19 protein-coding genes and 1 pseudogene are annotated in these 22994 nt (G+C 72.3%); 10 read left to right on the top strand and 10 right to left on the bottom strand.

Translation table 11 applies throughout. The features are described from left to right. The 3 genes and pseudogenes from FYW99_RS30075 to FYW99_RS30065 form a co-directional block, all read left to right on the top strand. Window positions 1-460: pseudogene (locus tag FYW99_RS30075) on the top strand (LLM class flavin-dependent oxidoreductase); the annotation flags it as partial. Window positions 461-636: 176 nt separating this feature from the next. After that, entirely contained in the window at window positions 637-1035 is a 399-nt protein-coding gene (locus FYW99_RS30070; RefSeq protein ID WP_150255695.1) for a GNAT family N-acetyltransferase, read from the top strand. Further along, window positions 1032-1553 carry a carboxymuconolactone decarboxylase family protein gene (locus FYW99_RS30065; protein WP_150255693.1) on the top strand — a complete coding sequence of 174 codons (522 nt, stop codon included), beginning with the start codon at window positions 1032-1034 and terminating at the stop codon, window positions 1551-1553. The genes FYW99_RS30070 and FYW99_RS30065 overlap by 4 nt, the downstream gene beginning before the upstream one ends. 83 nt (window positions 1554-1636) lie before the next feature. On the opposite strand, the gene FYW99_RS30060 is transcribed toward FYW99_RS30065, so the two are convergent. The 6 genes from FYW99_RS30060 to FYW99_RS30035 form a co-directional block, all read right to left on the bottom strand. After that, window positions 1637-2656, bottom strand: coding sequence for a LysR substrate-binding domain-containing protein (locus FYW99_RS30060; RefSeq protein ID WP_150255691.1), 1020 nt, complete (start codon window positions 2654-2656; stop codon window positions 1637-1639). Between the two features lie 16 nt (window positions 2657-2672). Beyond that, window positions 2673-3545 carry an HpcH/HpaI aldolase/citrate lyase family protein gene (locus tag FYW99_RS30055; protein ID WP_150255689.1) on the bottom strand — a complete coding sequence of 291 codons (873 nt, stop codon included), beginning with the start codon at window positions 3543-3545 and terminating at the stop codon, window positions 2673-2675. Continuing rightward, window positions 3545-4720 (bottom strand): CaiB/BaiF CoA transferase family protein, encoded by a 1176-nt coding sequence (locus tag FYW99_RS30050; RefSeq protein WP_150255687.1) that lies wholly within the window; start codon window positions 4718-4720, stop codon window positions 3545-3547. Before FYW99_RS30050 ends, FYW99_RS30055 begins: the two co-directional genes overlap by 1 nt. Before the next feature lie 133 nt (window positions 4721-4853). Further along, window positions 4854-6305, bottom strand: coding sequence for a GntP family permease (locus FYW99_RS30045; protein ID WP_150255684.1), 1452 nt, complete (start codon window positions 6303-6305; stop codon window positions 4854-4856). A 466-nt stretch (window positions 6306-6771) separates the two neighbouring features. Next, complete coding sequence (locus FYW99_RS30040) at window positions 6772-7563, bottom strand: SAM-dependent methyltransferase (RefSeq protein ID WP_150255682.1); 792 nt, start codon at window positions 7561-7563, stop codon at window positions 6772-6774. A 350-nt stretch (window positions 7564-7913) separates the two neighbouring features. Beyond that, complete coding sequence (locus FYW99_RS30035; RefSeq protein WP_223839787.1) at window positions 7914-8792, bottom strand: LysR family transcriptional regulator; 879 nt, start codon at window positions 8790-8792, stop codon at window positions 7914-7916. A gap of 72 nt (window positions 8793-8864) precedes the next feature. Between FYW99_RS30035 and FYW99_RS30030 the strand changes: the two genes are divergently transcribed. The 3 genes from FYW99_RS30030 (at window position 8865) to FYW99_RS30020 (ending at window position 13344) form a co-directional block, all read left to right on the top strand. Continuing rightward, window positions 8865-9818, top strand: a complete 954-nt coding sequence (locus FYW99_RS30030) for a DMT family transporter (RefSeq protein ID WP_150255679.1) — start codon at window positions 8865-8867, stop codon at window positions 9816-9818. Window positions 9819-10199: 381 nt separating this feature from the next. Continuing rightward, a complete protein-coding gene (locus FYW99_RS30025; protein WP_190394864.1) occupies window positions 10200-12488 on the top strand; it encodes a phosphodiester glycosidase family protein in 2289 nt (762 codons plus the stop codon). A gap of 136 nt (window positions 12489-12624) precedes the next feature. Next, complete coding sequence (locus tag FYW99_RS30020) at window positions 12625-13344, top strand: polyamine aminopropyltransferase (RefSeq protein WP_150255677.1); 720 nt, start codon at window positions 12625-12627, stop codon at window positions 13342-13344. Between the two features lie 40 nt (window positions 13345-13384). Here the strand turns inward: FYW99_RS30020 and FYW99_RS30015 are convergent, their stop codons facing one another. Next, window positions 13385-13564, bottom strand: a complete 180-nt coding sequence (locus tag FYW99_RS30015) for a DUF397 domain-containing protein (RefSeq protein ID WP_150255675.1) — start codon at window positions 13562-13564, stop codon at window positions 13385-13387. Between the two features lie 225 nt (window positions 13565-13789). Continuing rightward, window positions 13790-14842 (bottom strand): LacI family DNA-binding transcriptional regulator, encoded by a 1053-nt coding sequence (locus FYW99_RS30005; RefSeq protein ID WP_150255672.1) that lies wholly within the window; start codon window positions 14840-14842, stop codon window positions 13790-13792. Window positions 14843-15030: 188 nt separating this feature from the next. Here FYW99_RS30005 and FYW99_RS30000 point away from each other — a divergent pair, with 188 nt between their 5' ends. The 4 genes from FYW99_RS30000 to FYW99_RS29985 all read left to right on the top strand — a co-directional run bounded on the left by FYW99_RS30000 (window position 15031) and on the right by FYW99_RS29985 (window position 20155). Further along, the gene (locus tag FYW99_RS30000) at window positions 15031-16875 is read left to right on the top strand and encodes a glycoside hydrolase family 2 protein (protein ID WP_150255670.1); all 1845 of its coding nucleotides are present in this window, start codon (window positions 15031-15033) and stop codon (window positions 16873-16875) included. Between the two features lie 73 nt (window positions 16876-16948). Next, on the top strand, window positions 16949-18304 hold the full coding sequence (locus FYW99_RS29995) for an extracellular solute-binding protein (protein WP_263364100.1): 1356 nt from the start codon (window positions 16949-16951) through the stop codon (window positions 18302-18304). Continuing rightward, window positions 18301-19248 (top strand): carbohydrate ABC transporter permease, encoded by a 948-nt coding sequence (locus FYW99_RS29990; RefSeq protein WP_150255668.1) that lies wholly within the window; start codon window positions 18301-18303, stop codon window positions 19246-19248. The genes FYW99_RS29995 and FYW99_RS29990 overlap by 4 nt, the downstream gene beginning before the upstream one ends. A 1-nt stretch (window position 19249) precedes the next feature. Next, complete coding sequence (locus FYW99_RS29985; RefSeq protein WP_150255665.1) at window positions 19250-20155, top strand: carbohydrate ABC transporter permease; 906 nt, start codon at window positions 19250-19252, stop codon at window positions 20153-20155. 490 nt (window positions 20156-20645) lie between these two features. Here the strand turns inward: FYW99_RS29985 and FYW99_RS29975 are convergent, their stop codons facing one another. Beyond that, window positions 20646-21467: an SAM-dependent methyltransferase gene (locus FYW99_RS29975; RefSeq protein ID WP_150255663.1), complete on the bottom strand. Its 822-nt coding sequence runs from the start codon at window positions 21465-21467 to the stop codon at window positions 20646-20648. A 458-nt stretch (window positions 21468-21925) separates the two neighbouring features. Continuing rightward, window positions 21926-22687 carry a DUF3159 domain-containing protein gene (locus FYW99_RS29970; RefSeq protein WP_150255661.1) on the bottom strand — a complete coding sequence of 254 codons (762 nt, stop codon included), beginning with the start codon at window positions 22685-22687 and terminating at the stop codon, window positions 21926-21928. Window positions 22688-22994 lie beyond the last annotated feature (307 nt).

Genomic DNA, 22994 nt, shown 5'->3' with positions numbered 1-22994 from the left:
CTACCGTCGCCGCTTCGAGCACTACGGACACGGCAAGGCCGACCAGGCCATCGTCGGCCTGGGCGGGCAGGTGTTCATGCGCAAGAACTCCCAGGACGCGGTGAAGGAGTTCCGGCCCTACTTCGACCACCACCCCCTGATGGGCGGCGGACCGTCGCTGGAGGAGTACATGGAAGAGACCCCGCTGACCGTCGGCAGCCCCCAGCAGGTCATCGACCGCACGTTGGGCTTCCGCGACTCCTTCGGCCACTACCAGCGCCAGTTGTTCAACCTCGACGGCGTCGGGGCACCCCTGAAGACCGTGCTGGAGCAGCTGGACCTGCTCGGCGAGGAGGTCCTGCCGGTCCTGAGGAAGGAGTTCTCCAGGAACCAGCCGGACCACGTACCCGAGGCGCCCACGCACGCCTCCCTGCTCGCCGCCCGCGACGCCGCGAACGCCTCCGCGGCGGCCACGGGCTGAGGCGCGACGAGGGACCCGCGCGACGGATTCCCGCTCAGGCCACGGCGGGAACCCGTCACCGTCGCGTCCGTACCCGCGGTCGAGCGGCCCGACCGGCGTTCACCCCACCCGGGCCGGGGCGCCGCCGTGTCCGCCACCGACCGGCCCGAACACCATCCCCACCAGAAAGGCCTCCCGTGAGCGAGCCGCGGACCGACAGGACCGGTGCAGCCGTCCACATCGCGCTGGACCAGACACGCGCCATCAGCGCCTACACCGTGAGTCTGGACGACGGTGTCCTCGCCGGACGCGCGGACTTCGTCGACCCGCCCCAGGCACCCGACGAGCGCGTCTTCTTCCACACCGAGATCGCACCGGAGTTCGGCGGCCGGGGCCTGGCCGGGCTGCTGGTCGGCACGGCACTGGCCGACAGCATCCGCCGGAACCTCACCGTCGTCCCCGTGTGCCCGCTCCTCGCCAAGCACCTGCGGGAGCACGGCGACGAGTACACGTCCCAGGGTGGACGGTTCCGCAGGGCGAGGCCTGCCGACCTCGCCCTGGTCAAGGAGACGGTCGAGAGCAGGGGCGGCGCATGAGCGCGGAGCGTCCCTACATCGACAAGGAGCACCCCGAGGTCTACGCGGCGATGCTCAAGGCGGCGGCGGCCTCCCGGGCGGCGGCACGGGAGGCGGGGCTGGGCGACGACACCATCGAGCTGATCAATATCCGGGTGTCCCAGATCAACGGGTGTCCGACCTGCCTGAGCATCCACTTCCCGAAGGCGCGCAAGGCCGGAGTCAGGCAGAGCACTCTGGACGTGCTGTCGGCCTGGCGCGAGGTCGCCTCGTTCACCGATGAGCAAAGGGCCGCGCTCGAACTGGCGGAGTCCTTGACGGCGATCGATCCGACCATCGACCGGCAGACCGTCAACGCTCGTGCGGCAGCCCACCTGACCACCGCCCAGATCTCCGGGGTGGAGTGGACGACCACGCTCATCAACGCGTTCAACCGCGTCTCGATCGCCAGCGGCCACCCGGTGAGCGGTGCCGCGGGCACCGCGGCCGCACGGCACGGGCCGACTCCATCTCGTCCTCGGCCCACGGGCGGTGGGTAGGACGCCCCTCCCCGAACGTGCGGTCCGGCAGCGGCGGACACCGCCACCGGGCCTCACCGCTGCGCGGTGCCGCGGGGATCCGGTCAGGGCCGACCGGCGCGCGGCCCGGTCCGGGCCGCCAGGCGGATCCCCGGCCAGGCCCCCCGCTCGGCGAGCCGGGTCGTCACCTGCACGATGCCGTGCCGGACGACGGACACGGCGTCCCCCGGCTCGTAGTAGTCCGAACCGGCGCACACGGCGATGTGGCGTTCGATCACGGGGTCCACGACCCGCCGCACCATGAGGTCGGGAGTGCTCCGCAGCGCCTCGACACTGGACAGCGGGAGCAGGGCGCAGGCCTCCCCGCTCTCGGCGATGCGCACCATCGTGCCCAGGGACTCCACGTCGGCGGTGATCGTCGGCGCCGCGCCGCGTTCGGTGAAGACGCGGTCGATGAGCACGCGCAGGTTGCTGCGCGGTCCGGGGGCGACCAGCGGCACCCGGAGCATGTCCGCCAGCCTGACGTCCCCGAACGCCGCGGTGTCGGCGGCGGCCGCGCTGTTCCCCGAGGACCCGGTGGCCTGAGCGCCCTGGGGCGGCTCCTCGGCGTCCGAGCGCCCGACCAGGTACAGCTCCTCGGAGTACAGCGGCGTCTCGGCCGGGCGGGGCGCCGCGTCGTCGCGGTAGAGGACGGCCAGGTCCATCCGCCCGACCGTGAGCAGCTCCTGGATGTATCCGCTCACCGACTCGAACAGCCGCAGGTGGACACCGGGGTAGTGCCGTTGCGTCCAGGAGAACAGCGCCGGAGCGAGGTGGACGGCGACCGCGGTGGGCAGCCCGACGGCCACCGTTCCGCGGATGACGCCGGGCTCCTTGGCCACGTCTTCGGCGATCTGGTCGAACCGGCGGATGAGCTGCTGGGCGTCCCGGTAGAGGGTCCGCCCCGCCGGCGTGGGCACCACCCCGCGGGGGCCGCGCTGCACGAGCCGCACGCCCAGTTCGCTCTCCAGCTGCCTCATCCGCTGGCTGACCGCCGGCTGCGAGACGAACAGCAGCGAGGCGGCACGGGTGAAGCTCCCGCTGTCGATGACCGCGATGAAGTCCCGCAACTGGGCGATGTCCACTGGCTGCCCCCTCGGCCTACATGATCCGGCCCCTCCCCTCGGCGCGCCGCAGCAGTCGGCGGGCGCGTTCCACGACCGGTCGATCGATCATCTCACCACCGCGCTGCGCTGCGCCTTCGCCTCCCGCGGCGAGTACCCCGCGCGCCCATTCCAGCTCGGCGGCGTCGGGGGCGAAGGCGGTGTCCACGGGCGCGACCTGGGCGGGGTGCACGCACAGCTTGCCGCCGAACCCCCAGCGGCGGGCGCGGGCGGCGTCGCGCGCCGCGGCCGTGCCGTCGCGCACATCCGTGGTGACGCCGTCGACCGGCGGCGGCAGCGAGCACGCCGCCGACCAGCGCACCAGGTCGCTCCGCGACGGGTCGAGCGCGGCGTCGTCGGCGGTGCCCAGGTCCAGGGCCAGGTCGATACCGCCGAACAGCAGCCGGACCGTCTCGGGACGGCTCGCGATGTGGGAGAGCTCCACCAGCCCGCGGGCGGACTCGATCAGCGGCAGTACCAGCGCCCCGCTCGCCTCGGCCGCGGCGCGCACGTCCTCGCCGGACTCGGCCTTGGGCAGGACGACGGCGTCCGGGGCCAGCTCGCGGCAGAGCCGCGCGTCGGCGGCGAACTCCGCGGTGGTGCGCGCGTTGACGCGCACGGCCACGGCGGGGGCGCCACCACCGCCGAGGGAGGAGCGGGAGTCGGCCACGCTCGGCCACCCGTCCCGCAGCGCGTCGCGTGCGGCGTCCTTCCCGTCGGCCGGGACGGCGTCCTCCAGGTCGATGATGACGGCGTCGGCGCCGCTGCGTACCGCCTTGGCGAACCGGTCGGGACGGGACGCGGGCACGAACAGCCAGGTGACGGCCGTCGCGAGTGTGTCCGCGCGCGCGGCGCTCGTCTCCGGCGCCATCAGAGCACCCCGTCCGACCGCAGCTCGGCGGTCTCCTCGGCTGTCATCCCCAGTTCGCCGAGGATGGTGTCGGTGTGCTCGCCGAGGCCGGGAACCGGGTCCATCCGGGGGGCCGGGTCGCGCGGGCCGGGCGGCGCCAGCGCCGGGACCCGCCCCGTCGGCGTGTCCACCTCGTGCCAGCGCCCCCGCGCGGCGAGCTGCGGGTGGCGCCACACCTCGGCGAGGCTGTTCACCCGGGCGTGGGCGACCGGGATGGCGGCGAGCAGGGAGGTGGCCTCGTCGCCGCCCAGTTCGGCGAAGCGCCCGGCGATGACGGCCCTGAGCGTGTCGCGGTTGGCGCTGCGGGCGGCGTTGGTGGCGTAGGCGGGGTCCTCGGCGAGCGCGGGGCGCTCCAGGAAGCGCTCGCAGAACGCGCGCCATTCGCGCTCGTTCTGGATCGCCATCAGGACCACCCGCTCGTCGCGCGCGACGAAGGGGCCGTAGGGGTAGATCGTGGCGTGCGCCGCGCCGGCGCGCGCCGGCGGTTCCTGGCCGTCATAGGCGTAGTAGAGCGGGAAGCCCATCCACTCGGTGGTGGCCTCCAGCATCGACACGTCCAGGTGGGCGCCCTTCCCGGTGCGCGCGCGCTGGAGCAGCGCGCCCAGGATCGAACTGTAGGCGTACATGCCCGCGGCGATGTCCGAGACCGAGATGCCGACCTTCGCCATCTCCTCGCCGCTGCCCGTCACCGACAGCAGCCCCGACTCGCTCTGCACCATCAGGTCGTAGGCCTTCATCGTCTCGTAGGGGCCGGGCGAGCCGTAGCCGGAGATGTCGCAGACGATGAGCTCGGGGCGCCACGCCTGCAACTCGACGGCGCCCAGCCCGGCACGGGCCGCGGCCCCCGGCGCCAGGTTCTGGAGGAAGACGTCGGCGCTGGCCAGCAGCCGACGCAGCACCGCCAGGCCGCGCGGGTCCTTGATGTCCAGTGTCAGGGACTCCTTGTTGCGGTTGACCCACACGAAATGCGAGCTCATGCCGTTGACGCGGGAGTCGTAGCCGCGGGCGAAGTCGCCCGTGCCGGGGCGCTCGACCTTGATGACCCGGGCGCCCATGTCGGCCAGGTGTCGGCTGGCGTAGGGAGCGGCGATGGCCTGCTCCAGGGACACGACGGTCACACCGCGAAGCGGCTGCATGGTTTCTCTCCTGCGTGTGTTGGAAGGTGGGGCGCGCCACGGTGCGGGGGGTGCCGGGAGCCGCTCCCCTCCGGGCCGCCGCGTGCGGATCGGCCCGGAGGGGTGGTGGCCGCGGCTCGCGGCGGTGTCCCGGCTAGACGACGAGGCTGATGCCCACGACGATGACCAGCGAGACCACGGAGGCCAGTGCGGTCACGAAGGTCAGCGCCTTGAGCGTGCCCCGGGTGGTCACACCGAGCAGCGACTGGAACATCCAGAAGAAGTTGCTGTTCACCTGGAGCGCGAACAGGGCGCCCGCGCCGATGGCCAGTCCCAGTACCGCGGGCGGCAGGTCCAGGCTGCCCATGATGGGGGCGAGGATGCCCGCGGCCGCAATGGCGGCGACGGAGATCGAGCCGATGGCCAGGTGCAGCACGGCCGCCACCAGCCAGGCCAGCAGCACCGCCACGAGCGCCGGTGTGCCCGCTTCGGCCGAGAACAGGCCGCCCAGGACCCCTTCGAGCGCCGTCTCGCCGATCACCGCGCCCAGCGAACCGCCGACGCCGGTGACCAGCAGGATCTGCCCGGTGGTGTTGAGTCCCTCGCCCAGTGCGTCGTTGGTCCGCTCGGTGCCCTGCACGACCCGGGACAACAGGTAGGCGCCGACCAGGCCGACGAAGAGCGCCAGCACCGGGTCGCCGAAGAACGCGATCACGGGAGACGTCATACCGGCGGCCTCGGCGATCGCGCCGGCGGCGATCATGATGAGCGGGATGAGGATGGGCAGCAGGGAGACGTAGAGCGGCGGGGTCCGCGGCGCCGCCTCGTCGGCCTTCGTCACGCCGCCGTCGCTGCTGTCGCTGCTGTCGCCGCCGACTCCGCCGCCGCCGCTGCCGCCGCCGGGCGCGGCGCCCGCGGGTTGCACGGCACCGGCGGGCTCCCGGTCCTCGACCGCCACCGGGGCGATCTCGTCCTTCTCGGGGTTCCAGAATCCGAACCTCAGCAGGACGCCGTAGAGGAACACGGTGAGCACCGCCGTGGACAGTCCGACCCCGAAGCCGTAGAGCAGCATCGTGCCGAGCGGGACGCCCAGCAGACCGGCGATCGACACGGTTCCCAGACCGGGGATCACGAACACGTAGCCGACGAGGATGCCGGTGCTGAGCGCGCCGCCCATCATGCCGACGCCGTTGCGGCCCAGGCTGGGAGCGGCGGAGCGGGCCAGCGGGGCGGCGAGCACGAGCTGCACGTCAACGTAGATGGACGGGAAGATCGTGCTCAGCACGGCGGCGAGCGCGTAGGGGAGCCGTCTGGGGCCGAGCAGCCGCAGCAGCAGCTCCACCAGTTTCTGGAGGGCGCCCATGCGGAGCAGCAGTGACCCCAACAGGACGCCGAATCCGATGAGCAGCCCGACTTCGGCCATGATGTCGCCGAAGCCCTGGGCGATGGTCGAGATGGTCGTCTCGAATCCCAGCCCGGCCGCGAGTCCCAGGTAGATCGACCCGATCACGAGTGCGATCACCGGCTCGACGCGGGCGGCCAGGATCAGCAGCACCACGCCGATGATCGCTATCGTCGTGTGCGCCACGACCAAGGTGTCAGTCATTGAGCTCTTTTCCGTTCAGACCTGATTGGGGGCGGTGTCAGGCTCCCGGTCGCTGCGGCGGACCGCGGCTGGTCCGGCCTCTCCACCGCCCGAAACCGCGAAAGCGAGAACGCCTCGGCGGGAACCCTCGCACAGCCGCGGTGGAACGGCGCGGGCGGGCCCGCCCCGGCGTGCTTCAGGCCCACAGCGCGAACGCGTTCTCCAGCGAAACGCCGAAGGCGGCGCCGCGCAGCGGCAGGTGGGCGTAGCGCCCTGTGGTCCGCGACACAGACCTGCCCATGCAACACGAAGGCGGGCCCGCCTGGTAGGGGCCCGTTTCCATGGGGCGCATAAGCAGTGCTTATACCGGCGCGACGGCCCGGGACGGCGGACTGTGTCGGAGCCCCGCCGCGACAGGAAGAGCCGCCGGGCCCGCTCAGTGGTGTGCGGGGCCCGACGGCTCGGGTGGGATCGGCTCCGGGGCCGTTCAGGCCTTGCGGGCCATCCCGCAGTACTCGTCGGCGGCGGCGGGCAACCGGCCGCCGACGTCGATCCGGGAACTGCGCCACTCCAGGGCGGGCACCACTCCGGGCTCGACCAGGTCCAGTCCCGTGAAGTACTCGCCGATCTGCTCCGGTGAGCGCAGGATGTACGGCAGGGGCGCGTCGGCGTTCCACGCCTCCGCGGCCCGTCGCATGCCCTCGCTGGTGTCGGTGCTGTCGGCGATCGCGAGGAAGCTGCCCGAGGGCAGCCGTTCCATGTAGGAGCGCACCAGGGACAGCGCCGTCTCGTGCGTGTGGTGACCCAGGATGCCCAGCATCGTCAGGCCCACCGGACGGGTCAGGTCCAGCGTCCGGGACGCCGCCCCCAACACGACGTCGGGGTCGTGCACGTCGGCGTCGACGTAGTCGGTGGCGCCCTGTTCGGTGCCGGTGAGCAGGGCGCGGGCGTGCGCGAGTACCAGCGGGTCGTTGTCCACGTAGACCACGCGCGCGGACGGGTTCACGGACTGGGCGATCTCGTGGGTGTTGTTGTGCGTGGGCAGCCCCGTGCCCAGGTCCAGGAACTGGTCGATGCCGGCCTCGTCGGCCAGGTGGGTGACCGCACGCAGCAGGAAGGTGCGCTGGGCGCGCGCCACGTCGACCATCTCCGGGAAGTCCTTGAGGATGAGGTCGCCCAGGGTCCTGTCGGCGGGGTAGTTGTCCTTGCCGCCCAGCCAGTAGTTCCACACCCGGGCGGAGTGGGGGACGGAGGTGTCGATGGGGGGTGGGGTAGTCATGGGAACCATGCTCCAGGTGGGGGGTGGGGAAAGTGGGGGTGGGGAAGGGGGGCCACGGCCCCAGGCGCTTCGTCCTGAGAGGCCGAAAACGCGGGAAACAGGGGGGTTCCGCGGTCGCGGTGTGGCACCGGTGGTGATTGTAGTGGCGCGTTCCGCGCCCCGACTCGCACCGGCCACCTCCGGCATCTCGTCCTCGCCAGCCAGGTGCGGTGGGTGCGCGCCCCTCGGTGAACGTGAGGTGCGGCAGCAGCGGACGCCGTCACCGGTCCCCAACAGTGCGAGGATCGCCGCCCCGGCCCGGCAGGCCGCCCCGGGGCCCGCTGGGGAGGTGGTCTCCGCACGCTCCTCGGTCAACCCACCAGGCATGCTCTGAGGGCCTGGAGCGCCGACGAGGCGGTCTGGGCTCTCTCTAGAAGCAGGATGTCGCGATGCAGTTCGGTGTCGAGGCGCAGACAGGTGATGTGCGGATCGCTGTCCCCGGCCGGGTTCGGAACACAGGCGACAGCCAGACCTTCCCGCACCAACGCGAGCTGGGTCAGATGGTCGGCGACATGGAACGACACGTCGATCTCGACGCCGTGTCGGCGCGCGACCTGTTCGAGCGCGGTGTGGGCGTCCGAACCCTGGGCGCAGGTCGTCCAGCGCTCTCCGGCCAGATCACGAATACCGACAGAGCCGTGGGAACGCAGAGGATGACCGCTCGAAACCGCGATGAACAGGGCTTCTCGTGTGATCCGCTCCGCGACGACACCCGCAGGCAGCCGCAGCGGGGAGGGACTCCAGGACTCGGCAAGCACGAGGTCGGCGGCCCCGGCCACGAGACGGTCGAGATGCTCGGCGGTCTCCCCGTCCTCGACGGACACCCGCACGCGGGGGTGCTCGCGGTGGAACGCGGCCAACCTGGAGCCGAGCACGCTTCGGATGGCGGAAGCGACCGCCGCGACACGCAGATGACCGACGTAGGCCTCGTCGCGGTGGAGATCGTTCTCCGCCTGCTGCATGACGTCGGCCACGCGCCGAGCGTATCCGGCGAGCACCTCTCCCTTCGCGGTGAGGCGAAGGCCGCGTCCGTCCGGCACCACGATCTTCGTCCTCGCCTCGGCCTCGATGCGCCGCAACTGCTGTGACACCGCGGGACCCGTCATGTGCAGTACCGTCGCGGCCCGGGTCACCGACCCCGTCCGGGCTACGGCGTCCAGCACACGGAGCCGGCCCCATTCCATATTCATAAGAAATGCTTAACATAAATGCGCAGAACTATGAAGTAGTGCTGGTTCCAGGCGGGAACCTACTGTCGAACCATGTCTCCTGTCGTCCCACGCCCGTCGCACAGTGCGTCCCCTACTGCTTGGACGGCGGGAAGAAACGGCCCCGTCGTCGCGTCGTCCCTGGTCCTGGCTGGAGCGCTCTGCCTTTCGGTTTCGGCGATCCTGGTGAAACTGGCCGGCGTCGATGCCGCCACGACCGCGGTGGTACGGTGCGCGATCGCCGTGGTCGTACTGATCCCCCTGGCGCTTCGGGAACGGGCGCGCGTCGGGGCCCTGTCACGTAGCGGTGTGCTGTGGTCCCTTGCCGCCGGGGCCGCGCTGGGCATCGACTACGCCGCCTGGACCGCCTCGATCTACTACGTCGGCGCGGGGATCAGCACCGTCCTGATCAACGTGCAGGTCCTGGTTCTGCCCGCACTGGCCTTCCTCGTGGACCGGGAGAGGGCCGCGACGCGCTTCGTCATCACGCTCCCGCTGATGCTCTTCGGAATCAGTCTGGTCGGCGGATTGTGGAACGCCTCTCTCCGGGGCCCGGACACGATTGTCGGTGTTCTGCTCGGTATCGTCGCGGGTTGTGGTTATGGCGTGTACTTGTTCATCACTCGACGATCGGCACAACGCGACCCGGGGCTGTTCGTTCAACCTTTGACATGGGCGTCGGCTTCCGCCACGGTCGCCGCCCTCGTGCTCTCACCGATCTCCGGCGGCGTCCAGCTGACCGGGATCCCAGCCCGGTCGTGGATACTGCTCGGGCTCCTGGCGGTACTCGGTCAGGTGGTCGCCTGGCTGCTCATCCACCACGGCAGCGTCTCGCTGCCGCTGACGACGACGGGCGGATTGCTGTTGGTCCAGCCGATCCTCGCGCTCGGCCTGTCCGCGCTGATCCTGGGTGAGCACCCCACGGTCCTCCAACTGGTAGGGGCAACAGTCGTGGTCGCCGGTGTCGCGACAGCGAACGGTCTGCTGTTTCGAAACCGTACGCGCTAGATCGTTGACGGAGGTTTGCTGAAACTCCCGCATACAGGTTCGGATCCTGCACCGCCCGCAATCTCCCCAGGCCGGAGCGCACGCTCCGGCCGGTCGTTTCCGGGCGCCTCCCCCGCGTGGGAGGTATGCGGGAGATCGCCTCCGAAGCGGGTTCCTCCGGGAGCCCGCTTTCGTCGTCTCCACAGTGGTGCTCCCGAGCCGTAAGGGCCGTCCCCGAGACACGGGGAGAGGAGTCCGCGGGTCTTCGTCCCGTGTTCATGTCCTCACCCTCCGGTGTGTACCGCCGCTGGAGAGAGCACCTGTCGTGGAGGATGTGCACGGCCCGAACACCGGGTGCGTCACCCGCCCCACCGACGAGTCCTCACGCGAAAGGGTGCCCCCGTGAACCTGTCCCGTCCGAGGTCCTCGGGTCCCGTCCGCTCGGCGGCCGTCCCCGTGGTCGCCGTGCTGGTCGCGCCCATGATCCTGGCCGCACCGTCCTCCCAGGTGACAGCCGACGTCGCCGCGCCGGTGAGCGGGATCGCCGGTGGCGTGGAGGAGCGGATCGCCACCGGGGTGGGCCTCGTGTCCGGCCCCGTCCCCGGTTCCGGGGGCGGCGGGGAGCAGTTCGCCAGTCTCCTCACCGTCGACCTCACCGAGGAGATCGGGATCGAGTACGTCGACGGGGGCGGCCTCACCTCTCCGGCGACGGTCGCGGACATGGCGGCCGCCGCCGAGCCCCCGGAGGGTTCCACCGTGGTCGCCGCGGTCAACGGCGGCTACTTCGACATCGGCGCGACCCAGGCGCCCCTGGGCGCCGGGATGAGCGAGGGGCGCCTGCTCACCTCGCCGGACCCGGGGTTCACCAACGCCGTGGTCATCGACGCCGAGGGCAGGGGCAGCGTGCGGCGGGTGGCCTTCGAGGGGACCGCGTCCCTGCCGTCGGGGGACCTCGACCTCGACGCCCTCAACACCTCCGCCGTCCCCGCGAACGGCCTCGGTCTGTACACGTCGGATTGGGGCGGCCACCCCCGCGCACACGTGGTGTACGAACCCGGGGCCGACCCCGGGGACGCGGCCGTGGCCGAGGCCGTGATCTCCGAGGGCGCCGTCGAGCGGGTCAGCAGCACCCCCGGCAGCGGCCCGATCGACGAGGGCGAACAGGTCCTGGTGGCGCGCGGCTCCGCCGCGGAGCGGATCGCCGACCTGTCCGAGGGCGACCCGGTCGAACTGGAGCACACCCTCACCGCCGAGGGCACCGAGCCCCGCGTCGTCGTGGGCGGACGGCACGTGCTGGTGCGCGACGGCGAGCCCGTCCCCGTCGAGGACGACTCCCGCGCGCCGCGTACCGCGATCGGCTTCTCCGAGGACGGCGAGGCCATGCACGTGGTGACCGCGGACGGGCGCAACCGCGGCCACTCCGGGTCCACGCTCGCGGAGGTCGCCGAGCTGCTCGCCGCGTCCGGGGCCGACCAGGCGCTGGAGCTGGACGGCGGCGGATCCTCGACCCTGCTCGTGCGCGAACCCGGGGGCGTCTCTCCGGTGCTGCGCAACCGCGCCGGGGACCAGCTCCGGGAGGTCCCCGACGGCCTGGTCTTCACGGCGCCCGAGGGGTCAGCGGAAACCTCGGGCCTGTGGCTGCGGCCCGCGCTGGAGCCCCGGCCCGGACACGGCTCCCCCGTGCCGCCCCAGGCGGACCCCCGCCGCGTGTTCACCGGCATGCACCGCACCCTCGCCGCCACCGGGCACGACGAGGCCTTCGGGCCGTCCGGTCCCGGAGCGCCCCACACCCCCGACGACCGCACCGGTGAGCTGGAGCTGTCCGCGCCCTCCGGGCACGGTGACGGCCCCCGGTTCGTCGCGGGAGACCCCGGCCCGGTGACCGTCACGGGGCGGGCGGGCTCCGTCCGCGACACCGTCGACCTGGAGGTGCTGCCCGCACCGGACACGCTCCTCGCCGCGCCCCAGCGCCTGGGCATGGCCTCCGCCGAGGACACCGCCTCCTTCGTGCTCACCGGGGTCACCGGGGACGGCGCACGCGCGCCCGTCGAACCGGTCGACGCACGGGTCGAGGCCGTCCCCGACCTGGTCGAGGTCGTGGCCCGGGGCGACGGCGGCTTCGAGGTGCGGCCGCGTACCGGGCGGGGAGCGGGCACCGGGGAGGGGACGGGCACCCTCACGGTGACCGCCGGAGGAGTGAGCACGCAGATCCCGTTCTCCGTCGGCACGCGGACGGTCTCCGTCGCGGCCTTCGAGGACGCGCGGGAGTGGACGGCACGGTCCGCGCGCGGCGAGGCCGGGGTGCGCCCCGCGGCCGGGCGCGACGGTCCCGGCCTGGCGTTGGCCTACGACTTCACCCGCGACATCCGCACCCGGACCGCCGCCGCCCACCCGCCCGAGCCTCTGGCCCTGGACCGCCAGGCCTTCGCGTTCACCGTGGGCGTGCGCGGCGACGGCAGCGGCGCCCGGCTCATGATCGGCCTCACCGACGAGCACGGTGTCGGCCACTCCCTGGAGGGTCCCGCCGTGGACTGGGAGGGCTGGCGCGACGTGCGCCTGGAGGTGCCCGACGACGTCGGACACCCGGTCACGGTCTCGCGTGTGTACCTGTTGGAGGAGGACCCGAGCCGCGCCTACACCGGCGAGGTGGTGCTCGACGGCCTCACCGCCGAGGCCGTGCCGGAGCCCTGACCCGCAGGGCGGGACCGGCTGCGGTACGGACCCCGCCGGGGCCGGGTTTCCACCGCCCGGCCCCGGACGCGGCCCCGCGTCCCGTCAGTGCGTGGTACGAAGGGGACCCGAGGACCACGATGAGCAGGAGAGACCAATGAGCGCCCGTTTTCAGGAACTGGACTGGCGGGCGACCCCGATGGGGGAGCTCAGCCTCCGGCGCCGCCACGACCCCCTCTTCCGCAAGGAGGTCTACGAGATCAAACTCGACGACGACTTCCTCATGTCGAGCCTGTTCACCGCGGCCGAGGTCGAACTGACCCGGCTGGCCCTGGCCGAACTGGACGCGGCGAACGGCCTGCGCGTCGCCGTGGGAGGGCTGGGACTGGGCTACACCGCGCACACGGTGCTGGAGGACCCGCGCGTGGGCTCCCTCGTCGTGGTGGAGGCCCTGGGCGAGGTCATCGAGTGGCACCGCGAGGGACTGATCCCCTCGGGCGCGACGCTGGTCCGCGACCCCCGGTGCCGCCTGGAGCACGGTGACTTCTTCGCCGCGGTCGGCGCCGGATCGGGGCCCGCTCCCGACCTGGGCACGGAGCCGTTCCACGCCGTGATCGTGGACATCGACCACTCACCGAGCCACCTGCTCCACCCGAGTCACGCGGGTCTGTACACGGCCGATGGGCTGCGCCGCCTGCGCGAGCACCTGCTCGCGCCGGGCGGTGTCTTCGCCCTGTGGTCCAACGACGCGCCGGACCAGGAGTTCACCGACCTGCTGGCGGAGGTCTTCACCACGGCGCGCGCGGAGGTCGTGGACTTCCCCAACCCCCAGCAGGACCACGACGCGTCCAACACCGTCTACGTCGCGATGGCGTGAACGACCCGCTCTTCTGAACGGGGAGCGGCCGAGTGGGGCGTCAGCGCACGGAGGCTTCGCCTTCGCAGCGGACCGGGGCGGCCCACTCGGCGGCGGGGAAGGCCAGGGTGGCGGCCCGCCGGTTGCGGGTGTCGCGTACCTGTACGCGGTCCTGCCCGTGACGCAGTTCCACGCAGTGAGCCGCGTTCTCCGAATACGAGGACTTGAACCACTCGCTCACGACAACTCCTCCAGCAGCCTGGCCGTGTCGTCCACAGGGAAGCAACGACCGATCACGTGCGTCACGACCCCCTCTGTCTTGTCAGTCTCATCAGCGGTTTCGTACACGTGGTTACCGTTTGCGTGATCGGAAGCGGAAACCTTAAATAAGACCATTTCCATACATTCCCGGAAAGCGAATTGCACGACTTCTGTCGGCCTCGGTCTCCTCAAGGAACGACAGGCGTCAGAGCGCGCTGGCACTGCTCTCCCGAACCACCAGGGTGTGGCCGACGACGACCTTGGCCGAGGACCGGTCGGCCTCGCTGCCGGGCACCGCGTCCGGAGCGCCGCGACGGGCCTCCACCTCCTCCAGCAGCAGCCGCACCGCCTCGCGGGCCAGGCCCGGCTTGTCCGGAGCGACGGTGGTCAGGCTGGGCACGGAGTAGCGCCCGGGAGCGATGTCGTCGAACCCCACCACCGCCACGTCCTGGGGAACCCGCACCCCGGCGTCGTGCAGCGCGCGCATCGCCCCCAGCGCCAGCAGGTCGTTCATGCACAGCAGCGCGTCGGGCGGCTCGGACCCGGCGACGAGCTCGGCGGCCAGTTCCGCCCCGTCCCTCCAGTGGAAGTGCCCGGCCGGGCGCACCAGTACGGGATCGTAGACCCTCCCCCGCGCCTCCAGGGCCTCGCGGTAACCGCGGGTGCGCAGCTCGGCCGTGCCGGAGGGGCCCGGCGGCCGACCGCCCACCACCGCGATCCGGGTGCGTCCCCCGTCGAGCAGGTGCTCGGTGGCCTCCCGCGCGGCGGCCACGTTGTCGATCGCCACGTGGCCGCGGCGGACCGTGCGGGGCAGTTCGCCCAGGAGCACCACCGGCAGCCGGGAGGGGTGCGTGCGCAGGGCGGCGTCGTCCATGGCGAGCGGGCTGAGGATGACGCCGTCGACGAAGTCGGCGCCGAACCCCTCCAGGGCGGACTCCTCGCGGTCGCGGCGGGCCTCGCTCTGGTGGACGAGGACGGTGCGCGAGAGGCGTTCGGCCTCGCGGATGACCAGGTCGGCGAGCTCGGCGAAGTAGCCGAGGTCGAGTTCGGGCACGACCAGCGCGATCACGCCGGTCTCACCGCGGCGCAGGTGGCGTCCGGCCAGGTTGACCCGGTAGCCCAGCGCGGCGATGGCCGCCTCCACGGCGGCGCGCGTGGCGGGCCGGACGTGCGGATGGTCGTTAATAACGTTGGAAACCGTTTTCTCCGAGACCCCGGCCTGACGCGCGACGTCCTTGATACGCGGCCTCGTGCCCACGTCCACCCCCGATCAGCGCCATCCTAGCCCGCGCCCCGCCGCTCCCCAGCGGTCGGACCCGGCCTCCCCCGCCCGGTATCCGGAACCCCCTGACCTTCGCATCGAGGTATTTACATCGATGTAAAAATATGCTGACATGTGCCGTGACGCCAGTCACATGACGACGCCGTGAGAAGGAGAAGACCTCCGTGCCGACGCACCACCAGTCGCAGCGCGGGGACGGGCCCACCGCTCCGCCCCGCCCCGAGTACCCGCGCCCGCAGTTCACCCGCCCCGACTGGCTGTGCCTCAACGGCGCGTGGGGCTTCGAGATCGACCGCGGCGACAGCGGGCTCGAACGGGGCCTGCGCGACGCCGAGCTCTCCGGCACCATCACCGTCCCCTTCTGCCCGGAGTCGGAGCTGTCCGGCGTGGGCGACACCGACTTCATGGAGGCGGTCTGGTACCGGCGCACCGTCCGCGTCCCCGACGCCTGGGCGGGACGCCGCGTCCTGCTGCACTTCCAGGCCGTCGACCACGACACCACCGTGTGGGTCAACGGCGTGGAGGTCGTCCGCCACCGCGGCGGGTTCACCCCCTTCACCGCCGACCTGGCCGGGGTCGCGGGCCCCGGCGAGGAGGCCGTGGTGGTCGTGCGCGCCCGCGACAGCCGACACGGCCCCCAGGCCCGCGGCAAGCAGGCCACCTGGTACGCCAACTCCGGATGCCACTACACGCGCACCACCGGCATCTGGCAGACCGTGTGGATGGAACCGGTCCCCGACGTGCACCTGCGGCGCCCCCGCATCACCCCGGACCTGGCCAACGGGGCCTTCCACCTGCTCCTGCCGCTGTCCGGCAGCGGCGAGGGGCTGCGGGTGCGCGCCGCCTTGGAGGACGGCGACGGCGAGGTCACCGCGGCCGAGGCCCGCGCCGACCTGGACACCGCACCCCGGCTGACCCTGACGGTGCCTCCGGAGCGGCTCCGCGCCTGGTCGCCGCAGGACCCGCACCTGTACACGCTGCGCCTGGAACTGCTCGACGCCCGGGGCGACGTGGTGGACCGGGCCGGGTCCTACGCGGGCCTGCGGTCGGTCTCGATCCAGGGCAGGGCGATCCTGATCAACGGCCGACGCGTGTTCCAGCGCCTGGTCCTGGACCAGGGCTACTACCCCGACGGGCTGATGACCGCACCCGACGACGCCGCCCTGGTGCGCGACATCGAACTGGGCCTGCGGGCCGGGTTCAACGGGGCCCGCCTGCACCAGAAGGTCTTCGAGGAGCGCTTCCTGTACCACGCCGACCGGCTCGGCTACCTGGTCTGGGGCGAGTTCGGCGACTGGGGGTGCGCGGCCGACGGCGGCGCGGCCGACGACAACCAGCGGCCGGACGCCTCCTACGTGGCCCAGTGGACCGAGGCCGTGGAACGCGACTACTCCCACCCCAGCGTCATCGGCTGGTGCCCGCTCAACGAGACCTTCCAGCGGTTGCACGACCGCTTCACCGCCCTGGACGACGTGACCCGGGCGATGTTCCTCGCGACCAAGGCGATCGACCCCTCCCGCCCGGTGGTGGACGCCTCCGGGTACGCCCACCGGGTCCCCGAGACCGACGTCTACGACTCCCACAGCTACGAGCAGGACCCCGAGGCGTTCCGCGAGCAGATGAGCGGCCTGGCCGAGGACGACCCCCACGTCAACCGTGGCGCGGACGGCCGCGACTGGTCGGTGCCCTACCGCGGGCAGCCCTACTTCTGCAGCGAGTTCGGCGGGATCCGCTGGGACCCCGACACCGACGGCGGCGAGCAGTCGTGGGGGTACGGAGACGACCCGAGGACCCCGGAGGAGTTCCACACCCGCTTCGAGGGTCTGACGGGTGTGCTGTTGGAGGACCCGGACATGTTCGGTTACTGCTACACGCAGCTCACCGACGTGTTCCAGGAACGCAACGGCGTCTACCGGTTCGACCGCGGAGACAAGCTCGACACCGCCCGCATCGCGGCCGCCCAGCGCAGGACGGCCGCGTACGAGAAGGCCGACCGTCGGCCCGAGTGAGTGCGTCCCCGGCAAGCCCCGGGGTCCACCCGCCCCCCCGTATCACCCCCCGCCCTCCCCCTGGAGTCCGCCGATGCCACACCCGCCACGCAGATCCAACCCGCCGACCGGGTCGCCTCCGCCGTTCTCCCGGCGCCGCGTGCTCCTGGGCACGGGAGCCCTCGCCCTGGGCTCGGCCCTGGGCGCCGCCGGATGCGCCCCCGGCTCCGGTTCGGGACCGGGCACGCAGGTGCGGTTCTGGAGCCTGTTCCAGGGCGGTGACGGCGCCCGGGTGCAGACCATGCTGGACGCGGTGCGCGAACAGGCCCCGCACCTGGACGTCACCCCCAGCACGCTGGCCTGGGGACCGCCGTACTACACCAAGCTGGCGGTGGCCTCCGTGGGCGGGCGGGCCCCCGAGACCGCCGTTTTGCACCTGTCCCGCCTGCCCGGGTACGCCCCCGGCGGGCTGCTCGAACCCTTCGACCTGGACCTGCTGGCCGAGTTCGGGGTCACCGCCGAGGACTTCGTACCCGACCTGTGGGAACGCGGCATCCACGACGGCGCCACCTACGCCGTCCCGCTGGACACCCACCCGGTGATCGTCTTCTACGACACCGGGGTGGCCGACCGGGCCGGTCTGCTCGACGGGGACGGGAAGCTGACCGGCATGGACTCCCCCGAGGGGTTCCTCGCCGCGTCCCGGGCGCTGGCCGGGGCCGGGGGCGGCAGCGGCGTCTCCTACGGGCACGTCAACGACGACTCCCAGGGGTGGCGGCTGTTCTGGATGCTGTACAACCAGACCGGCGCGTCCATGGAACTGCCCGAGGGCGGACCGGCGGTGTTCGACCGCGACGCGGCGCTGCGCGTGTACGCCTTCCTGGCCGAACTGCTCGACGGTCAGACCTCGGATCCGAACCTGGACTACCCCACCGCCCTGGCGGCCTTCGCCTCCGGGCGCTCGGCGATGCTCGTGTGCGGGGAGTGGGAGCTGCCCTACCTGTCGGAACACGTGGAGAACCTGGGGGCGGCCCCCTTCCCCACGGTCTTCGACCAGCCCGGCGGGTACGCCGACTCCCACGCCTTCGTGCTGCCCCGCCAGGGCGAGACCGACCCCGAACGGGTGCGCGCCGCCCACGAGTTCGTGGCGCTCATGGTGCGCAACAGCCTGATCTGGGGCGAGGCGGGCCACATCCCGGCCTACTCGCCGATCGCCCGGTCCCCGGAGTACCTGGCGCTGGACCCGCAGTCGGACTACGCGGCCGCCGGTGAGACCCCCGTGCTCGACCCCGAGGTGTGGTTCGCCGGGGCCGGGTCGCGGTTCCACTCCGACGTGAGCGAGGCGCTGCGCACGGCCCTGACCGGCGACGGGCCCGAGGCGGCGGTGGAGCGCCTGGGCCGGACCCTGGACTCCTGGGCCGCCCGCACCAACCCGGGAGGTCTGGAATGAGCGTGACCACCCGAGCCCCCGCCCGCCCCCGCCCGGGCGGGGCCCCGACGCCGGGCGGCCCCGGCTCCGCGCGAGGGCCGTGGCGGCGCCTGGCGGACTCGCCCCTGGTGTTCCTGCTGCCCTTCCTGCTGGTGTACGCGCTGTTCCTGGCCTGGCCGCTGGTGGGCGGGCTGTGGATGAGCTTCACCGACACCGCCCTCAACGGGGCGGGCGGCGCGTTCGTCGGTCTGGAGAACTACGCCGAGGCGCTGGGCGACCCGATGGTGTGGCGGACCCTGGGCAACACCGTCCTGTTCACCCTCGTCACCACCGTCCCCCTGGTGGTGGTCGCGCTGGCCATGGCGGTCCTGGTGCACACCGGACTGCCCGGGCAGTGGCTGTGGCGGCTGTCGTTCTTCCTGCCGTTCCTGCTGCCGGTGGCCACCGTGGCTCTGGTGTGGAAGTTCCTGTACGTGGAGGACTTCGGTCTGCTCAACCACGCGCTGGGGCTGCTGGGGATGGAGGGCCTGGGCTGGCTGACCGACGAGGGCGTGGCGATGTGGTCGGTGGCCCTGACCACGCTGTGGTGGACGGTCGGGTTCAACTTCCTGCTGTACCTGGCCGCCCTCCAGTCGATCCCCGGCCACCTGTACGAGGCCGCCGCACTGGACGGCGCGGGGGTGTGGGCCCGGCTGCGCCACATCACCCTCCCCCAGCTGCGGGGCACCACGGTGGTCGTCCTGCTGTTGCAGGTGCTGGCCTCGCTGAAGGTCTTCGACCAGATCTACCTGCTGACCGGGGGCGGCCCGGGCGAGGCGACCCGGTCGCTGCTGCTCTACATCTACGACGTGGGCTTCACCGGCTACCGGTTCGGGTACGGCGCCGCCGTCTCCTACCTGTTCCTGGCGCTCGTCCTCGGAGTGGCCGCCTTCCAGTTGTGGATCAGCGCGAGGAGGAGGGGCTGACATGGCGACACGGAGCATGCGTTCGGCGCGGCGGGCCGAGGCGGCCCTGGAGCGCGCCAGGCAGCGCGACCTGATGCTGGGCGGGGGCCGCGGGCCGCGGATCGCCGCCATGTCGGCGCTGGTGGTCCTCGCGGTGCTGTGGCTGGCACCCATGGTGTGGGCCCTGATCACCTCGTTCAAGACCGAGGGGGACGCGGTCGCGCTGCCGCCGACCCTGGTTCCCGGGACCGGGTTCACCCTGGAGCAGTACCGCAACCTGTTCGAGGCCGGGAACGTCCAGATGTGGCTGTTGAACAGCCTGGTCGTCGCCGTGCTGGTCACCCTGCTCACGATCGTGGTGGCGGCCCCGGCGGCCTTCGCGATGTCGCGCATGGACTTCCGGGGCCGCGCGGCGCTGATGGCCCTCACGGTGGCGGCGATCGTGGTCCCGCCGCAGCTGCTCATCGTGCCGCTGTTCCAGCAGATGGTGTCGCTGGGCCTGGTGGACACCTACGCGGCGGTGATCCTGCCGCAGCTGGTGGCACCGGTCATCGTGTTCGTGCTCAAGCGGTTCTTCGACGCGGTGCCGCGCGAACTGGACGAGGCGGCCCGCATGGACGGGGCCTCGTACTGGCGGCTGTTCACGACGGTGATCATGCCGCTGTCGCGGCCCATCCTGGCGGCGGCGTCGATCTTCGTGTTCATCACCGCCTGGAACAACTACCTGTGGCCGTTCATCATCACGACCGACCCGGCACTGATGACGCTGCCCGTGGGCATCCCCAACATCCTGGACTCCTACGGGACCTTCTACGCCTCGCAGCTGGCGGCGTCGATGGTGGCTGCGGCGCCGATGGTGGTCGTGTTCATGCTGTTCCAGCGCCAGATCGTCAACAGCGTCGCCACGACGGGTCTGGGCGGCCAGTGAGGACGGGCCTCCGCGCCGGAGGGTCGATCGGCGCGGAGGCCTCCACCCGCACGTCCCCAACGCCGATGTCTCCGACGGCGCAAGGAGAAGGAAGCACCGCTCCTCCCCGGACGGGAAGCGGCGATGTCACCACGCACGTCCCCATCGCCGAGGACAGCCGTGAGTCCCGGGACCGGGTGTGCGAGGCACCCGGGTGCGGGCACACCGCGCACGCCGACACCAACGCCGAGCACGCGGTGAGGCGGCAAGCGCCCCAGGACATGGCGGGTGCCAGGATGTGGAGCCCTCGCCGCCAGACGGGCTTCGAAGCGTCGGCCACCCGCGGCGGACGGGTTCCGTCAGCTGGGTCCTCCCGCCTTCAGGCGGAGAGGATGCCACCACCTGTCCACCGCCGAACCCGTGGAAGGTGCGGCGCGACAGCGCCCCGGCCGCAACACCGAACTGCGGGCTCCTGCGCTGCACCGGTTCCAGACCGGGGGCGCCCTCCGCGTCAGGGTTTGCGCGCCACGCCGCCGTACTGGTCCATACCGCGCCGGGCGCCGACCTCGATGGGGGTGGGGCGCCACAGGGGGCAGGGGACCACACCCGGCTCCAGGAGTTCCAGGCCCTCGAAACGGGCGGCCACCTCCTCCGGGGCGCGCAGGAGGTAGGGCACCGCGCCCTGCTTGTTGCCCGCCTCGATGGCCTCGTTGTAGGCCTCGCTGGTGTTGGTGCCGTCGTAGCTCGCCAGGTAGCTGCCGGAGGGCAGCGCGTCCACGAGCCGACGCACGACCGGCAGGACCTCGTCGTCGGGCACGTGGCCCAGGACGCCCATGAGCATGAGCGCGACGGGCTGGTCGAAGTCCAGGGTCTGGGCGGCCCGTTCCAGGATCGTGTCGGGGTCGCGCAGGTCGGCGTCGATGTAGTCGGTGACCCCCTCGGGGGCGCCGACCAGCAGGGCGCGGGCGTGCGCGAGCACGAGGGGGTCGTTGTCCACGTAGACCACGCGGCAGTCCGGGGCGATCGCCTGGGCGACCTCGTGCGTGTTGTTGGCGGTGGGCATGCCGGTGCCGACGTCGAGGAACTGGCGGACGCCCGCCTCACCCGCCAGGTGGGTCACCACGCGGACCAGGAACTCCCGGCTGGTGCGGGCCAGGTCCACGATCTCGGGGAAGCCCGCGGCGACCGCGTCGCCCGCCTCGCGGTCGATCGGGTAGTGGTCCTTGCCGCCCATCCAGTAGTTCCAGATCCGGGCCGAGTGGGTCCGGGTGGTGTCGATCTGCGGCGGGCGGCCGGCGGAGGCGGGAGTGAACGGGGACGCGTCGTCGGTCATGGGGGCATCCACCTCGGTAGACAGGGGGCTGACATCACGGAACGCAGACCCCGGTGCTCACGCGGCCGGAGTCCCGCCGCAGCCGGGGAAACTGCTCGCACCGATGCTATCCACACCGTGTGGGCGCGTCCCCCACGCGATGTCCGAATGCTCTTCCCGGAGCCGCGTTCCGCCGCGGGAGGCAAAGGCCCCTCCGGCCACGGCTGGCACGGCGGAGCGGTAGGCGGGGCGGCGGAGCCGCAGGCGGGGGCGGTGGAACGGCAGGTCGGGCGCGGTGGAGCGGCAGGTCGGCGGGACCGCGGCGGCCACGGGCCGTCCCTTCGCCCTGTCGGGACCCAAACGGGGGCCGCGTGCGGTACGTACCGAACACCCCGCCGCGCGGGCCGAGGGTCATCGGCCCGCGCGGCGGGGTGTCGGGGATGTGATGGGGGCGGCGGCCCGGAGGCCGGTGGGGCCGGTCAGCTCCGCGCGGCGGACACGGCGTCGGAGGACCTGACCAGGCGCTTGGTGGAGCGGCGGAACGCCCAGATGACCACCACGGCGACCAGGGCCGTCAGCGGGAAGCCCATCACGGTGTCCGCGATCGCGAGCCAGGCCGTGGAGTCGGCCAGGTAGAGCCACCCCTGCACCGCGAACCGCAGGACGCACATGACCAGCACCGCGAACGTGGCGACGTGGTGCGCGACCAGCGTGGGCCGGTCCTCACGCCAGGCGTGGGTGCCTCCGTGCACGGCGTTCCAGATGACGCCGGTCACCGGCCGGTTCATGAGGGTCGTGGCGAGCGTGACCACGCCCAGCACCAGGGCGGCCCAGATTCCGATCACGAAGAAGTCGTTGGCCGACCCGGTCCAGGTGACGATGCCTCCGGCGACCACGACGCCGAACACCCCGCCCCACACGGAGCTGAGGGGCTTGCCGTGCCAGAGCTGCACCACGGCGATCGCCACGGCCAGGACGATCGCGATCCCGACGGCGACCGGCAGCGGGACGAAGGCGATGGCCCCCGCGAAGACCAGGGCCGGGATCGCCGAGAGGACCATCCCCCAGGGGCCGCCTGCCGCGTCCATCGCCGCCTGCCTCGTGTCGACGGGCTGCTCGGGCCTGGTCGGCTGGGCGGGGTGGTGCTCGGTCATGGTCACTCCGTCCGGGGAGGCGGTCGCGTCGGTGTGCTCGGGGGAGTCGAGGAGGTCCTGGGCGGCGGTCGTGTCGCTGTGTGCCATGTCGTTCCTCTCGTTCACGTCCGGGTCCGGCTCCGGTGCCGGGCCAACGCTCCGTCGCGGCCGCGGTCGCATCCGGGCTGCCCCCGTGCGGGGAAGGGGCAACGAGATGTCTCGCGCTCGCTCCGGGTGTTCGCCGGTGGTGGCCGGTGTGAGGTTCATGACCCCATTCCACCGGTTCGCGCGCCCGTCGGGCAGTGCGACCGCGTCACCACTTCGCCGTGACGTTCCGCTGAGTCGGGCCATGACGTGGTGTCACTGGTGGAACGCGAGAAGCGAGGTCACCGATGTGTCACGGCCACCCCCGCCG

Source organism: Nocardiopsis deserti (assembly GCF_008638355.1).
Classification (GTDB): domain Bacteria; phylum Actinomycetota; class Actinomycetes; order Streptosporangiales; family Streptosporangiaceae; genus Nocardiopsis; species Nocardiopsis alborubida.
Note: the sequence above shows the minus strand (reverse complement) of the source record. Positions and strands in the feature narration are given on the sequence as shown.